A 14,964-nucleotide genomic window follows, 5' to 3' on the forward strand; every position below is an offset into this window, starting at 1 on the left:
CGCCGCGCGTTCTTCCGCACTCAAATGCTTGTAGTTCTTCTTCATCGCAACACCCTACCTCATTCAAGGTGTTGCACTTGGAACTAGAGACTAAGTGGTCTCGTGCAAAATCCAGCCCGGTGTTGGTTATCGCCGCAAGACGTTATTCATCGTGGCCCGGCGTCCTGCGACTGCGCGCCATCGAATCGCACCCAGTTGGGCGCACTGCCGGACAGCGGTGCGGCAGCCTACAGCAAAAGCAGCGTTGCCGAGACGACGCACGTCGGCACGACGGCAGCGAGCAACAGGCCGAGCAGGCTGACTGACTCATCATGGAATCCCTTGTGCACGATGGCGAGTCCTGCGGGATTCGGCGCGTTGGCGATCACTGTGAGTCCGCCTCCAGCGACTGCGCCGGCCAGCAGCATGTACTTCGCCTGGTCCGGAAGGCCCGCGATCAGCGAGCCGAGATAGGTAATCGCCGCGTTGTCCATGATCGCCGTCAGGCCAAGCGCGCCGGCATAAAGTGCGTAAGCATCGAGCGATGCGACGACCGGCTGCAGCCACCATCGCTGCAAACCCCCGAGCACGACCAAGCCTCCGAGAAAGAACGCTACCAGCAGGCTCTCGCGCAACATCAGCGGCGACTGGTACTGCTCGTATGCCTGCGTGAAGCCCAAAAAGAAAAGCAGGAGGCCGATGAAGATAACCGGGTGATGGGCCGACAGCACCACCGCGACGAGAAAGCCGGTGTGTATCAGCGTGACGCCCGTCGGAACGGGAACCGCGGCGGCGGGCGCGTCGTTGCGCTCTGCGTGCTTCGGGAGCTTGCGGTGCATGAATAGCAGCAGGCCTGTTGCGTTGACCAGCACGGCAATGGCCGCCTTCCAGCCAAACTGCGCCGCCATAAACGCGCTGTCCCATCCCCAGGCGGCGGCAACCATCAGCACCGGAGGCGCGGCATAGGCGGTCAGCATGCCGCCGACCGACACGTTGACAAACAGCACCGCGAGCGTGAAATATTTCCAGTGTTCGGCGATCGGCGACCTGAAAAGCCGGTCTCGCAGGATCAGCGCTGCCAGCGTCATTGCGGCCGGCTCCGTGATGAACGAGCCGAGCAACGGAACTAGGGTCAGGGAAAGCCAGATGACGCCTGTTTCCGTCTTGACGGGAAGGACACGCGCGATGTGCGACACGAGCGTCGTGACCGCGTCGAGAATGGGCCGGCTCGCGGCGATCACCATGATCACGAAGACAAACAGGGCTTCGGTGAAGGAGCGCGATTCAGCATAGGCCACGGCCTGCGCAGAACCGGCCAGCGCGACGATAGCCAGACACAGGATCAGGGCCCAGAGGCCGAAGACGACTTCCACTTCGCCGAGAAAGTGAAACAGGCCCGCGTGGTGCGGGTGCCGGTGGGCCAGAACCTCGAAGCGTTTCGCAAGGAGCGTATGAAGCAGGGCCAGTCCGAAGATGACTGTGCCGGCGATTTCAACTGAATGTGGCATGTGTTCGCTTTGAATGGCGATGGAACGGACTCTGGAACGCACGCGGTTGGTGTTGCCGCCGGCCGGATCGCTGGCCTCGCTTTTAGGCAGCTCTCAGCGTAGCCACGACATCGTGCCGCGTATCGGTATCGACCCGGGGAAGCAGCCTGACCGTGCGGAGGCCGATCCTGAGCGCGTCGACTTCGAGAAAGTTTCCGGAGGCCGCCATGAGGTTTGTAGTGCAAATTAATTGTGTCAATCCAGAATTCTGGCGGCAGGGCCGAGCGGCGCCTGGAATTCGTTGAACTTAAATTCTTATCGAGGGGCTAGCCGGACTCAATCGCCAGTTGACAGTTTCATTTGATCTATGAGGGTTGGCGGCCGAAATCCCCCTCGATTCTGCGCGTGAAGCATGCGCGGCAGCAATTGGCGTGAGGCGTCTAACGCGCTCAGCCATTTACATCTGATCGCCTGGCACGGACCCGTTGTTCAATGGAGTGTTACTCCGGCATCGCCGACGAATGGTGATTGAGGATCTTCCACTCCCCATCAACCTTCTTGTACACGAATGTATAGCGCGCATGCACCTTCTGATGCTTGCCGTTCTTCACCATGTCGAACGTATAGACGCCCGTGTCCAGCGCCGAATCGTCGCTCAGCAAGCGGATCTCGCGGAGGTTGATCGTACCGTGCGGTTTCAGCTTCAGGAACTTCACAAAATAGTCCTTGATGCTGGCGGGAGTCGTGCGGACTTCATTGGAAACCGTTGGCTCCAGTACGGCATCGGGTGTGTACAGTCTGGCAACGGAGTCGGCGTCGCCCGTTGCGAGCGCCTCATTCCACCGATCGAACAGCGACGCGATTTCAGCGTCGCGCTGATTCGTCGGCGCCACGGCGATTTCGCGATAGACCTTCGGTACGAGGGCTTCGCCTGCAAACACGCTAGTGCTGAAAACAACTGCGGCGGCGATCAAAATCTTCTTCATTTTTGCGTTCAATCCATTTAAACGAGAGCCAACGAGGAGTCGGGAAACTACAGCCACCAGGCGCCTTAGGCTACAAGGGAACCTTTCAGGTATCGCCGCCTGCCAACGGCCAGCCAGCTATGTCGTCAGTCGACCTGTCTGGGACGTATTGTGATATTACACCCAATATTGATGTATTCGTCAACTATGACGTAATAGGAAAGTTTTAGCCTCGTTGTTCGCAAACGCTTCGCGCGAACAGACGCCTGATGACGTTGCAAGCGTGGAAACTCACGCGTCGACGCGCACGACGCAACGCTACGACCAACATTCGAGCGCGATCCGGTTTGAAGAGGTTGAGCGGATTTCTTTATAGAAGTGATCGCGCTTCTCATTCGGATCGCCGATGCTCTTCGAGAATCGCCTGAATGCGCCGGTGCGGTGGTTGTGGGGTCGTTGCAAAGGACAGCGCAGACCGTCCCTCTGATATCGACCTGGTAGTCTTTTGTCTGGAAGGCGCAGGACATTCGTTACTTCAAACGATAATCAAGCAATTCGCGCCGTCGAAAATTCTTTTCACGTTCGACGGCATGCACGATTTGGACAGAGTGATAGATCGCCTCGCTAGTGCGTTCCAGAACGCATTGTTGACAATCCAGCCCGCTGTGTCGAACGGCCGAAAGGGCCGGGCCCGGACGGTCGACCTGTGTTGCTGCGGTTGCGCCGCAGCATCGCCGCCAACTTCCGTAGCCGACCCACTTCCCACGTCAGGTCCGACGTTGTGCCAGTGGCCGTTTCCACGTGGACAAGCGGCGGTCAAACTCTTTGTTCGATCATCGGCGGTCGGTACGTTCTACTCCTGTAGACTGCCGCAATGACCCAAGAAATCGATTACCTCAATCCCAGCCTTCCTTCTGGTCTTCGGCGCGTGTCAATGCCCGTGGTCGATGCGAACCCCACAACGCTTGATGGATTCGGCAGGCTTGTAGCAGACCCGAGCGAGTGTTCGATCGAGATTGTGCAGTGGCCGGCAGTGGGTGCAAGGCCCGTTGACCCTGGAACCGGTGATGAGGCAGGCACGACCGAAGGCACATTTGTGAGCGAATGGCGCGGGGACATTCTGTACGGTCGAAACGAGGCTGTGGGCGGCAACTACATCCTTGCGTACGCAGTGGAGCCTGAAGCAGCCCGTGACGACAACACCAATGTACCGGAGCGCATGTTGCTTTGGCACGCGAACTACCACCCAGACGGTGGACAACTGTTCTTTCCTCTCGACCATCGCCCGTTCTACGTTCCCTTGGCGCTGCCCGGGGACGACATAGCGCCAGAGAAGTTCGTGTGCTTTCGCTTTGATGGACAGCAGGGCCTCTACATCCATCCAAACATCTGGCATGAAGGTGTGTTCACTCTCGAAGGAACCCAGCGGTTCTTTGACAAGCAGGGCGCCGTCCACGCGCGCGTCTCTGTCGACTTTGCCCGCGAGTTTGGTTGTCTCCTCGAGGCACCGATTGCCCGCGACGCCCAACCTCTTCGAGGCGGCAGCCTACAGCTGTAGCGCGTAGGGAACACCGGCTCCCGACCCGAAGCGGTTGGCCATCGCATAACGGGCGCCAGCGTCCCCATCTAAAGGTCCAGCGGACATACGTCCTCGGTTCGCCAGTATCGCATCCCTTTATGAGAGTGATGAGGCGCGCGCCACGCGCACGAAGTATCCCTGAAATTAACGGACGTCACCGACAGGCCAACAACGTTAGTCATCGTTCGTCAGGAGAACTGCGAAACGACGTGTCGATTCGAACGTGGAAAACGCAATGACCAGGCCGACGGTGATCGGCACTGCGAGGAAGGCGCCCGCGATGCCCCAGATCGACGACCACACCGCCAGACTGATCAGGATCACCGCGGGCTCAGGTTCAGTGAGCCGCCCATCAGCCACGGGTCGAGGAGATGGCCGACCACGAAGTTCGCGAGCGTGAGCGAGATGAACAGCACGATCGCCGCGTTCCACTGGCCGAACTGCAGCGCGGCGAGCAGCGTCGGCACCGCGACCGAGATCCACGAGCCCACATACGGGATGAAGTTCAGTAGGCCGGCCAGCACCGCCCAAAGCACCGCGAATTCGAGTCCGACGAGCCGCATGCAGGCCCAGCTGGCGATGCCAAGGATCGCGCCGAGCAGGGTCTTCATCGCGAGATAGACGCCGATCTTCGAGTTGATCTCGTCGATTACCGACACGATCCGCGTCGAGTCGCCCGCGAAGTTCACGAGCTTGCGGCGGTATTTCGCGTGCTCGATGAGAAAGAACGTCGCATAAAGCAGCACGACGATGATCGCCGCGAGCAGCGACGACACCGACGACAGCGTGGCGGTTATGATCGCCTGCACGTTGACGCTCGCTAACAGGTCGCGGCGGATCGCAGCCCAGTTGGCCTCCGTTTCGATGTGCAGCAGCGCGGCGAACTTCGTAAACAGTACGAGCAGCGTCGCCTCGTACTTCGGCGCGACGGCCGTCAGCCGGTCCCTGTCGGACAGCAGCAGGTCGACCGACAGGTAGACCGTGAAGAGCATCAGCGTCGCAGCGATCGCGTGGCGCAGGCCGTCCCGCAGGCGTGCACCGAGGTAGGGAATGCGGCGCAGCAGGTTGGCAAGACCGAAGACCACGTACGTCGCGATGATGCCGAACGCAATTGGCACCAGCACGGGGCGGCCGACATACAGTCCCCACCCGAGCAGTGTGGCGAGCACGGCCGCACATGTGCATTTCAGCAGGCCCGGGTCCATGCGTTTCCTCGCGAGCAGCGCTGCCTGGCGGGTTGTGGGCCGCCGCGTCAGTCGCAGGGGGACTTTTCGTCGGGTAGCGTCGGGTCGGCGGTCCGGCGCTTGCGCCGTCCTCGCCACAGCAGGCTGACGACGAGCGCGACGACACCCGCGCCGATCACGATCGCCATCGCAGCCGGCAGGTGCGAGCGGACCCACGGCACGTTGCCGAAAAAATACCCGGGACCCGCAAGTGAGCATATCCAGATCACCGCGCCGCCGGTCGCGAAGCGCACAAAGCGGCGAAACGGCATCTTCGTCGCGCCGGCGAGCGCGGGCGCGACCGCCCGGACGATTGCGATGAACGGAGAGTACAGCAGCAGCGCGGCGCCGTGACGTACGTAGAGCGCGCGCGTTCGCGCAGTCACCTTGTCGATCCAGCCGCTGCGCTTCGGGTTCCATACCGACGCGACGGCACGTGCCAGCGCATAGTTGAACACTTTTCCTGCAACCGCGGCCGCGACCAGCAACGGCGCGAGCCACACAGGCTGCAGCACGCCGACGGCAGCGAGCGCGCCGGACAGGAACAGGAGCATGTCCGCGGGCAGAATGACGAGCGGCAGTACGCCGACACTGCAGAAGACGATCGCCCCGAGGATTGCGTAGGCCAACGGCCCATGCTGGACCAGCAGCGCTTCGAGGTCCTGGTCCAGTTGCAAGACGAATTGCACGAACGTGGCCATGTGTGCCGGCTACGTGTCCGTTGGTGGAGGGGGAAGTATAGCGGCAAGCGCGCAGCAGTCCCGCGCTTCGGCGAAGCGCTCTACAACTCGCTGGCCGAACCGAGACAACTGATGGTGGTGAAGGCGGCTGAACATAACGACTGGATGGGCCGCGTCGACGAAACCTCGTGGCGGGAGGCGATCGGCTTCCTGCTCACGCCTTCGCATTGAAATATGAAAGCACGCTCCGTCCCGTCGAGCTGGAAACGCTTCTATGTCCTCGATGCGAAGAGCAGGCCTGTCGAGGTGTTCGACCGCGGCGAGTGGTCGCGCTGGATGACTGAAAACGAACTGGTCTTCCGCCGCACACTGCTGGACGAATCCGGCGTGATGGTCACGACCCGCTTCCGCGGTGTGTCCGAACCGAAAACCGGGGAGGTTTCGCTGTTCGTGACGCGCATCGCCGGAATGGAAGCGCGAGACAACACGAGCTACGGAGCAAGTACGCTCGATGAGGCGCTGGAGCAGCAAGAGCGCATCGTGCAGAAAATCCTCCGGATGCTGACCGCGCGGTGATCGCCACAGCGCGACGATTCTCCGCGAGACGCAAATGCCACAGAAGGCGCAAGGGCGTGTAGATTAGGATCTTGTTGCGACCCGCCACTGTGTCTTCGAATCGGTCGCCATCCGAACCAGTCCTGAAGTTGCACAGGAGCCGGCATGAACACGAAGCACAGCAAGAAAGGTCATCTCGAAGCCGCGGCGTCACACCACGAGCAGGCCGCGCGACATCACCGCGAGGCGTCGCGGCATTTCGATGACGGTCAAGACTTTGCCCACGCCGCACATCAGGCGATGATGGCCCATGGCCACACGTTGCATGCGATCGATCAGGCACACGACGCTGGCGCGCACAGCGCCAATACGCCATCAATAACGCCTCCATCGACCGGCTCAGCCGCAAGTGCCGCGGACGTGGCAAAACATCATGCGGCGGCCGTGGAGCTTCACATGCAGGCGGCGCAGCATATGCGCCACGCCGTCAAGCTCTTCGATCAGGATCGTAGCGCGGCCTCCCACGACGCACAGCTAGCGCTCTCCCTTGCACTGCGCGCTTTGTCCCATGGCAACGAAGCAGCCAGACTATTTGTCAAGCTCGCTGCCAGTGGTGCATCGTGAGTTAAGGCCGGTTGAATTCAAGCCAGTCACAACTTATTTGGTGGAGTATTCGGAGTGGTGCGGTATCCGCTTATACCGATTCTTGAGCGCACCGAAAGGCCTGCCGCAAAGATCCGCGCATTGATAGGTATGGCGCAATCCAGCGCGCCACTCGCGACTAGGCCTTTCGCTCCACTCAGGTGAAGCCGGTAAGGAAAGGTGCTCAACCGGCGTAGCGCTGAAACTGGCTCGTTCAACTACACTTCGTCGCCTGAGCGGACGGGCAAGGAGGAACGCGCTGGTCATCTGGGAACGAGCTGTAGATGCGGTGCTGTACGCGCTTAAACCGCGACCGCTAAAAGAGCCGCTGATGGATGCCGGGTTCGCTCGTTGACAATGAGATCAGGACTCAACTCTTGTTTGTTGAACGACCCAAACTGGGCCGAAACCAGAAGTTCCTCTGCGTGCTCGCGCGAGGCCACGCAAGTACTAGTGCATGGTATGCGTGACGTGGAAATAGATTTTAGGCGCCTCATCGCGCCCCGTCCTGCGCTTCGCTGTCCGACGCATCAATGCACGCATATGCGACCCACGTACGAGATTTGCCGAAACCGCCGCATTGGCATCGCGGAGCGCAGTGGCCAGTTCGTGCGCAAATACGCGTTGAAACACCGCCAGCGCTCGTTCATTTCCTCTACCACCCGTTGCGAATAGCCAGCGAGCGAGTCACGACAACCATTTGCGGTATCGCGCTCGAACAACTCATCCGCTATCCGCTGCGCCGCCGTTTGCCGGTTATCCCGATTCGCCGGTTCACCAGCCTCGGTGGGTAGTTTCGCATCGCACTCTGGGAGCGCCATTTCGTCGGGCAAAGTCATCCCAGATGTCCCGCGCCATGCCTGCAACACGATCCGTAGCATACCGAACGTGGTCAGCCCGACATCGCCGTCGTTATAGAGGAAGCAGTACACGCACAACGTCAGCCAGCACACCAGCACGATCACACCGAAAGTCACGCGCGACAGCCGGCTCAGCACTCTCGCGCACAGCGAAAACAGAAACAGAACGGCGAACCATTCGGCGCTGATCGACCACGACACGAAGTTCCAGTTCGCTTCGCGACGAAACATCGGCCGACGAACACCAGAAACGTCACCAGATACAGCGGATACACGCGCGCAAACCGCTTGACGATAAACGATCGATAGTCGACCCAGCCGAACGCGGTCGCTCGCGAAGGAAGATACGTATAGGCAAGGATGAAGCCGCGCAGCATGAAAAAGATGTCAACGCCCCAAGCCCAGTTATCGACGAGTTGAACAATGCCCGGTGGCAGCCCCCTTCGTTGTCGGCAAAGTGATGAACGACGGCGAGCAACGCCGCGAATGCACGCAGCCCAGTCAGGCCGTAGATCTTTCGCATTGAATTGCCCGGCGATCACGCAAGTGAGCACGACGCAGCGCCAGGTAAAAGAGGTGCGGCCACGCGATGCGCGGCTCCCAGCGGCAAATAGTGTTGATGCAACGATGTTGCGAGACAGGCCTACCCTCCTCGCGCAGCCGGTCTTCGGTATCGGCTGTTTGCAGACTGATGCGGGTGTGGTTGCCGGTTCACCCGACAACGGGTGAGCGGCCGACGGCAGCACGGCAAATGCATCGTATAAGTTCGCCGCAACGCGGTGTGTGCGCTAACACCCCACCTGATCGGTAAGGTCTCGAGGGTGCGCCGACGAGTCGCTTCGGGCCTGATACAGCCGTTTGCGGTCAGCGTTGCGCCGCGTCCGGCGCGACGTCGTGGCGCAACGCATGGCCAGCCTGGTCGGGAACGTGGAGCGGGTCGTACGACCGTGGCATCGCGAGGTTGCGCGCAACGACGGTATCGGCCTGTGCGCTCGGCTGCTGGCGTGGCGCGCCGTATGCCGCTATCGCTTGCGCGGGTGCCGACGCGAACCACAAGATCCTGCCGGCGCATTCGATGCCAACCTGACGTCCGTTCCAGTAGACAGCGTTTTCCATCGCGACCTCTCCCCGAACATGAACAACGTCATCATCCGCGCTGCGCCTCGCGTGTCCGTCTGCCAGCGCACGTCGAGCCATCAGTAGTCGCTTCAATCATAGGTGGCCCGGTGCGCTGCGCATGACTTGTCACCAAATGAGGTCCTTTTGTCACAGCAATGCGGGAATCTGTTTGCCAACCCCTGTCAGTCAGTTGATTAACGACCAAATCTTTAAATAGTGTTTTGCGCGGTCAACGCGATGGGGAATGGGTCGTTTACAAAGAATTAGACTGCAAGTTATGCAATCGGCAAATTGCGTACGTTCAGTTCAGGAAAAGCGCAAAACCTGTCGATGCGGCAATGCACAAGTTTGTCACGTTTTAGTCATGCGACAACGTTAGATGCAGCGCGGCGAAAATATCGATCGGTCGTGCTAAAGCCTACGCTGGGCAAGGCTCAGAGGGACTGGCAGAAGGAGCGGGAAGGAGTTGATTTCGCGCTGGCAATTAAGCGGATCAAGCAGACCGCGAAACGCAGGCAATAGTCAGACGATAAATTTTATTCAATCCTTCCGCTGGTGTGTCGGCTTGTGCCGTTAAAGCAACAGAGTGTGTATGACTCGCATCGGACACTGGTGCGATGCAGGGAACGAGGCCGATAATCGATTCGCAAAGGAGAAAGATCATGGATGCCAAACCACCGAAGATTCCGACCCCGGACAAAGTTCTTTACCCGGATCCGGAACCTGTGGCCGTCGAGTTTTTGGGAGCCGAGCTGCCCGAGCATGTTCGCGCTTTCTTTGACGAACAACGCAAGTCGTGCGATCCGAAGTAACGGTTCCTTGGCGCGGCGCAGCATTCGCGCTCGTTGATTTCACGCGCAGCGAATACTCGCGTCCTCATTACGCGTCCGACATCTCCGTCATGACGTTGGATCAGCTCGCCTGAGCACAGCAGTTGCACTGGGCCACGCGGCTCGAGCGTGTACGCGCGTCCTTCTCTCGCCCACTTCGCCCCGACGATCCGTGTGAATCGACCCGGTGCTCGCAGGTTGCGGCGCATCATTTATTCTTCTGGTTTTTCCGTCAACGGCCGCCCGGCCACGTCCACCTCATGAACCATTTGCATCGCTTCGGCGCGTCATGCGCGCTCGTCATCGCCGCCGCCTTCGCCTTCTCGCCCGCCCCCGCCCTCGCCGACGGTGACGACACCGCGCTCACGAGCCTGATCGCGCTGGTTTCGCAGCGCCTTGCACTCGCGGAACCGGTCGCACGCTGGAAGTGGGCGAACCACCAGCCGATCACCGATACGCCGCGTGAAAACGCGCTGCTCGCCGAGGTGGAAAAGCGCGCCGCGGCGGCAAACGTCGACCCGGCGTTCGCCCGCGCGTTCTTCCAGGATCAGATCGATGCGAGCAAAGACGTGCAGAACGCGCTCTTCGCGAACTGGCGTCGCACCCAGCCACCGCAAGGTCCCGCACCCGATCTCGCAACCAGCACCCGACCGCAGCTCGACAAGCTGACACAGTCGTTGATGGCGAGTCTGGCGCGCGTGCAGCCGCTGCGCGCGGCGGACGATTGTCCGTCGCGGGTCGCGCAATCGCTGGCTAACTGGAAGGCGCTGACGCGCTATGACTCTGCGCATTCGAGCGCGTTGACGCACGCACTAGGTCACGTGTGCGAGACGGGCGGAGTCGGCGCCACCGGCTGATTCCGGTAACGCCACGGCGCGCGCACGTCGCATAAGCGTCACGCGACGACGCTCGACTCAGGGCTGTCACGCGACACGCTCAACGGCATCACGCGCAGGCCTCGCGCCAGATGGCTTTGCAGGATACGGTACGTCGAGAGTTCGAACGACCCAGCCAGCGTCGACGCATGCAGCTGCGCCGCCGCGACGAGCGAGGGCGCGTGTCCGAGGTAGCGCCAGCGATCGACCACGTGGAAGATACCCTGCGCGTCCTCACGCTCCTCGAACACGATGGGCCCCTCGAACGGCCACGGCGCGTTCGCGGGATCGCTCTTCGTCACGCGCGGCAAGCGGTTGTGGCCCGGCCGCAGCGTTGCGATCCACTGCGCCTCCGCGAGCATCGCGCCGAGTTCGCCGCCAGTCGCGTGCCATTCGACGCGTCGCACGAGCTGCGCTAGCCGTATATCCTTCGACGAACGCCGCTCGCCAGTCAGATGCGAGCGCAGCCGCTGACGCACGCGCACGCTGCGACCGACATACAGCGGCGCATCGTCTTCGCCATAAAACGCATACACGCCACAGCCAGCCGGCGCGGTGTCGAGCAAATCTTCGGTGATGTCGCCGGCGAGCCGGTAGCGACGCGTCGTGCGCTCGATCTGCGCGCGCAGCGCTTCCAGCGGCACGAGCGTCGGCAGACGCTGCCAGAACTGCCAGATCAGATCGGCGTCGGCGAGCGCGCGGTGGCGGTCGGACGGCACCAGCGCATGGCGTTCGACCAGCGCATCGAGACCGTGGCGCTTTTCGCCGGGAAACAGCGCGCGCGACAGCCGCACCGTGCACAGCACGTCCGGATCGAACGCGATTCCCGCGCGACGAAATTCGCTGCGTAAAAATCCGCGATCGAAACTCGCGTTGTGCGCGACGAACAGCTTGCCGTTCAAACGCTCGAACAACGCGGGCGCGATCGACTCGAACGTCGGTGCGCCGCGCACCATGTCGTTCGTGATGCCGGTCAGCTGTTGGATGAACGACGGAATCGGCTGCTGCGGGTCGATCAGGCTGCTCCAGCGCGAGACGCCGGCCAGCCCGACTTCGACGACGCCAACCTCAGTAATGCGGTGCTCGCTCGTGGAGCCGCCGGTCGTTTCGAGATCTACGAAAACGATGGGTGCATCGAGTGCCGGTTCCGGCGAAAGCAGTTCAGACATGGGACAAGGGATTCGGGCGCATGAATTTGCGGCAAGTATGCACCAGTTGGACGTTGCGCATCCAGACAGCGCCGCGTGCGCAGCTGGAAACTGCGTCGGCACGGGCCGTCGATTTTGCGCTGAAATCCCGCAGACGCTTAAACCAGACCATTAAGCCAGACGTAGTCAATTCGTTTCGATGGATTATCTTCCGACAATAATGCGTATTGTTGAACCACGCAGTTACCGAAGATCCGAGCTGGGGAGACATCTAGATAAAAATAAAAACCCTCGCGCGACGGCGAGGGTTTTTCGCTCCCGACTGCGCGGGCGGCGCGCCAGCGCAGCGCATTTACAGCGGCTGAATGTTGGCCGCCTGCTTGCCCTTCGGGCTGGTCTTGATTTCAAAAGACACGCGCTGATTTTCCTTCAACGACTTGAAGCCCTCGCTGCGGATCTCCGAAAAGTGCGCGAACAGATCCTCGCCACCCACATCCGACGTGATGAAGCCAAAACCCTTAGCATCGTTGAACCATTTGACGACACCAGTTTCCATTTCCTGTTTTCCCTCGGTGATTTATCCAAAGCGGGCGTTGCCCTTGAATCGATCCAACCCCGATTCAATTGCCTATATCTGATCAAGACAGAAACAGCCAATCAAATTCGGCTTTGCCGTTATACGGGGAACAGAGAATGACCGTCAAGTAAACTTTTCATATGCGTTTAGCGTATAAAAAGATAAGACTTCAAACTACACGGATATAGGTCGGCGCGTCAAATTTACCTGAACGAAAATAATCCGAGTCCGCAAACGGGAAAATTTGCGAAAATATGCAATACGAATGTAACAAAGTCTATCTTTGCGTAAGTGTTTGTCCGACTTGTTGCGGCGCCGCCTCACTCGCATGATGCAAGTCAGTTGTAGCGATGCGCTTCAGGAGGTTGCCATGCTGTCCAAGGAAATTCACCGTCTCTTCACCTGGCTCACTCATTCGCACGCAAAGGTCATATCAGACCAGCCCGCACAGATCGGGGATTCACGCACCGTTTTCGACTTCGATCCGATGTGGCACGGAGACCACTGGCAGAACCTGCTCTCCTCGCCAATGGATGCGCGCCGTTATGTGATGGAAGACTGGAGCGTTCCCGCGCAGGCGGACTGGGACGACGTGGAAGGTACTGCGCCCGCTCATTAGAGACATTCGCGAAACTCGTCCGCCATAAAAAAAGCGCGACTGGAAGGTCGCGCTGACAAAGGTTTGGAGATCTTTTTCGTCAACGAAAAAGTCTGCTTCGGAAAGCAGAGATAACAGTATAGCGGTCATATGCAAGTTCGATTATTCACACAATTAACAATCGTCTATTGCCGCAACCACAACAATCGTTTTCCCGCATTTCTTCCCGTTGTTTTTCCGCATCGTTCGGTGTCGCGAATCAGCAACGCGCTTTAGGAAAATTCAGACGCCGAATCCGCCCAGTCGGCGCAAAGCCTTTATCCATAAGGCTCGAATGGCGATTAACGATCGTTTCTCCTCGCGTAATACTTTATTGCGCGAATCGGAACGCCAACTCCCGGAAGTGTCTCTCTACACTCTGCCTAATCGGAAACCGGCGCGGATCTGGTCAACGCGCTTCTCACGCGGATTCCGCTTCTCGCAGCGCTCGCGTGAAGGTCTCCTAAGCCAGGGTTTTATATCTCTCTCGCTCTTGGAGTTATATCAATGAAGAAGACACTCATGGTCGCTGCCCTGTCGGGCGTTTTCGTAACGGCAGCGCACGCGCAAAGTAGCGTCACCCTGTATGGCCTGATCGACGCCGGAATCACTTATACGAACAACCAGCATCCGAATCCGAGTAGTAACCAGCACGGCGCCAACGTGGCGATGACGAGCGGCTCGGTGAACGGCAGCCGTTTCGGCCTGCGTGGCGCTGAAGATCTGGGCGGCGGTCTGAAGGCCATCTTCACGTTGGAGAACGGCTTCGGCATCAATGACGGCACGCTCAAGCAGAACAGCCGTCTGTTCGGCCGTCAGGCCTTCGTCGGTCTGTCGAGCGACCAGTTCGGTGCCGTGACCCTCGGCCGTCAATACGACAGCATGGTCGACTACGTCGGCCCGCTGGCACTGACCGGCACGCAGTACGGCGGCACGCAGTTCGCGCACCCGTTCGACAACGACAACTTGAACAACTCGTTCCGTATCAACAATTCGGCCAAATTCCAGAGCGCGAACTACGGCGGCTTCAAGTTTGGCGGCTTGTACGGCTTCTCGAACCAGGCTGCGGGCTTCGCCAACAACCGCGCTTACAGTGCGGGCGCGTCGTATAACTGGGGCGGCCTGAACGTTGCCGCTGCGTACATGCAACTGAACAGCAATGGCGCGAACAGCGCAGCCGCTGCGTTCAACTCGGGTGGCGCGGTGTCGGGCGACAACACGTTCTTCGCTCAGCGTCAGCAAACGTGGGGCGCAGGCGCCAACTACGCGTTCGGCCCGGCAACGGTCGGCCTCGTGTACTCGCAGACGAACCTGCATGGCTTGGCAGGTATCAGCGCGGCCGCATCGGGCATAACGAGCGGCATCGGCTTCCCGACCAACAGCGCTCAGTTCCAGAACTTTGAAGCCAACGCCCGTTACGCGCTGACGCCGGCAATCAGCATCGCTGGCGCGTACACGTACACCCGCGCCAACCTGTCGAGCTCGCACGTGCACTGGAACCAGGTCAACCTGCAAACCGCGTACGCATTGTCCAAGCGTACCGACGTGTATCTGCAAGGCGTGTATCAGGCAGCAAACGAAGACTCGATCGTTAACGCCTACATCAATGGCGTGGGCGGTGCTTCGGGCAACAACAAGCAAGTCGCTGTGACCGCAGGTCTGCGTCACCGCTTCTAAGCACTGCGCAAGGACTGGCAGTAGAGAAGGCGCCGTTCGCGGCGCCTTTTTTTATGTCCGTGCCGACGTGGGTTTTTGCCGCTTTGTGCGCAGGCCTGCGTGCGTGCACGTGAGCCCAGGTCCTCGCCAGA

At 60.0% G+C, this 14,964-nt stretch carries 18 protein-coding genes; 8 read left to right on the plus strand and 10 right to left on the minus strand.

Annotated elements, in window-relative coordinates; genetic code table 11:
• Nucleotides 1–227 precede the first annotated feature (227 nt).
• The 3 genes from HDG34_RS04420 to HDG34_RS04430 all read right to left on the minus strand — a co-directional run bounded on the left by HDG34_RS04420 (nt 228) and on the right by HDG34_RS04430 (nt 2,509).
• Nucleotides 228–1,487, minus strand: coding sequence for a putative Na+/H+ antiporter (locus HDG34_RS04420; protein ID WP_184058044.1), 1,260 nt, complete (start codon nt 1,485–1,487; stop codon nt 228–230).
• 82 nt (nt 1,488–1,569) lie between these two features.
• Nucleotides 1,570–1,695, minus strand: a complete 126-nt coding sequence (locus HDG34_RS40060) for a hypothetical protein (RefSeq protein ID WP_184058046.1) — start codon at nt 1,693–1,695, stop codon at nt 1,570–1,572.
• Nucleotides 1,696–1,966: 271 nt separating this feature from the next.
• Nucleotides 1,967–2,509 (minus strand): SgcJ/EcaC family oxidoreductase, encoded by a 543-nt coding sequence (locus HDG34_RS04430; RefSeq protein ID WP_311734738.1) that lies wholly within the window; start codon nt 2,507–2,509, stop codon nt 1,967–1,969.
• Between the two features lie 796 nt (nt 2,510–3,305).
• On the opposite strand from HDG34_RS04430, the gene HDG34_RS04435 reads away from it, so the two are divergent.
• Entirely contained in the window at nt 3,306–3,989 is a 684-nt protein-coding gene (locus tag HDG34_RS04435; protein ID WP_184058048.1) for an ureidoglycolate lyase, read from the plus strand.
• A 195-nt stretch (nt 3,990–4,184) separates the two neighbouring features.
• On the opposite strand, the gene HDG34_RS38895 is transcribed toward HDG34_RS04435, so the two are convergent.
• Genes HDG34_RS38895 through HDG34_RS04445 form a run of 3 tightly spaced genes read right to left on the minus strand, consistent with a single transcriptional unit; the run spans nt 4,185 to nt 5,862 of the window.
• Nucleotides 4,185–4,334, minus strand: coding sequence for a hypothetical protein (locus HDG34_RS38895; RefSeq protein ID WP_260321035.1), 150 nt, complete (start codon nt 4,332–4,334; stop codon nt 4,185–4,187).
• Nucleotides 4,331–5,215 (minus strand): AI-2E family transporter, encoded by an 885-nt coding sequence (locus HDG34_RS04440; protein ID WP_260321036.1) that lies wholly within the window; start codon nt 5,213–5,215, stop codon nt 4,331–4,333. The genes HDG34_RS38895 and HDG34_RS04440 overlap by 4 nt, the downstream gene beginning before the upstream one ends.
• Nucleotides 5,216–5,262: 47 nt before the next feature.
• Nucleotides 5,263–5,862, minus strand: a complete 600-nt coding sequence (locus HDG34_RS04445; RefSeq protein WP_260321038.1) for a DedA family protein — start codon at nt 5,860–5,862, stop codon at nt 5,263–5,265.
• 6 nt (nt 5,863–5,868) lie between these two features.
• Here HDG34_RS04445 and HDG34_RS40065 point away from each other — a divergent pair, with 6 nt between their 5' ends.
• The 3 genes from HDG34_RS40065 to HDG34_RS04460 all read left to right on the plus strand — a co-directional run bounded on the left by HDG34_RS40065 (nt 5,869) and on the right by HDG34_RS04460 (nt 7,092).
• A complete protein-coding gene (locus HDG34_RS40065) occupies nt 5,869–6,144 on the plus strand; it encodes a hypothetical protein (RefSeq protein WP_184058626.1) in 276 nt (91 codons plus the stop codon).
• Nucleotides 6,145–6,147: 3 nt separating this feature from the next.
• Complete coding sequence (locus HDG34_RS04455) at nt 6,148–6,489, plus strand: hypothetical protein (protein WP_184058053.1); 342 nt, start codon at nt 6,148–6,150, stop codon at nt 6,487–6,489.
• A 144-nt stretch (nt 6,490–6,633) separates the two neighbouring features.
• Nucleotides 6,634–7,092: a hypothetical protein gene (locus HDG34_RS04460; RefSeq protein WP_184058055.1), complete on the plus strand. Its 459-nt coding sequence runs from the start codon at nt 6,634–6,636 to the stop codon at nt 7,090–7,092.
• Nucleotides 7,093–7,640: 548 nt separating this feature from the next.
• On the opposite strand, the gene HDG34_RS04465 is transcribed toward HDG34_RS04460, so the two are convergent.
• Together HDG34_RS04465 and HDG34_RS04470 are read right to left on the minus strand one after the other, a co-directional pair.
• Entirely contained in the window at nt 7,641–8,201 is a 561-nt protein-coding gene (locus HDG34_RS04465) for a hypothetical protein (RefSeq protein WP_184058056.1), read from the minus strand.
• 633 nt (nt 8,202–8,834) lie between these two features.
• Nucleotides 8,835–9,086: a hypothetical protein gene (locus HDG34_RS04470; RefSeq protein ID WP_184053110.1), complete on the minus strand. Its 252-nt coding sequence runs from the start codon at nt 9,084–9,086 to the stop codon at nt 8,835–8,837.
• Nucleotides 9,087–9,751: 665 nt separating this feature from the next.
• Here HDG34_RS04470 and HDG34_RS04475 point away from each other — a divergent pair.
• Complete coding sequence (locus tag HDG34_RS04475) at nt 9,752–9,901, plus strand: hypothetical protein (protein WP_018421453.1); 150 nt, start codon at nt 9,752–9,754, stop codon at nt 9,899–9,901.
• 278 nt (nt 9,902–10,179) lie between these two features.
• Nucleotides 10,180–10,776 carry a chorismate mutase gene (locus HDG34_RS04480; protein ID WP_184023301.1) on the plus strand — a complete coding sequence of 199 codons (597 nt, stop codon included), beginning with the start codon at nt 10,180–10,182 and terminating at the stop codon, nt 10,774–10,776.
• Between the two features lie 38 nt (nt 10,777–10,814).
• Here the strand turns inward: HDG34_RS04480 and HDG34_RS04485 are convergent, their stop codons facing one another.
• Both HDG34_RS04485 and HDG34_RS04490 read right to left on the minus strand, forming a co-directional pair.
• On the minus strand, nt 10,815–11,963 hold the full coding sequence (locus HDG34_RS04485) for an exonuclease domain-containing protein (RefSeq protein ID WP_184058058.1): 1,149 nt from the start codon (nt 11,961–11,963) through the stop codon (nt 10,815–10,817).
• Between the two features lie 331 nt (nt 11,964–12,294).
• Nucleotides 12,295–12,498: a cold-shock protein gene (locus HDG34_RS04490; RefSeq protein ID WP_184058060.1), complete on the minus strand. Its 204-nt coding sequence runs from the start codon at nt 12,496–12,498 to the stop codon at nt 12,295–12,297.
• Between the two features lie 391 nt (nt 12,499–12,889).
• Between HDG34_RS04490 and HDG34_RS04495 the strand changes: the two genes are divergently transcribed.
• Together HDG34_RS04495 and HDG34_RS04500 are read left to right on the plus strand one after the other, a co-directional pair.
• On the plus strand, nt 12,890–13,138 hold the full coding sequence (locus tag HDG34_RS04495) for a hypothetical protein (RefSeq protein ID WP_184058062.1): 249 nt from the start codon (nt 12,890–12,892) through the stop codon (nt 13,136–13,138).
• Nucleotides 13,139–13,663: 525 nt separating this feature from the next.
• Nucleotides 13,664–14,833, plus strand: a complete 1,170-nt coding sequence (locus HDG34_RS04500) for a porin (RefSeq protein ID WP_090801447.1) — start codon at nt 13,664–13,666, stop codon at nt 14,831–14,833.
• Nucleotides 14,834–14,964: the final 131 nt, after the last annotated feature.

The organism is Paraburkholderia sp. HC6.4b (assembly GCF_014200875.1).
GTDB lineage: Bacteria > Pseudomonadota > Gammaproteobacteria > Burkholderiales > Burkholderiaceae > Paraburkholderia > Paraburkholderia tuberum.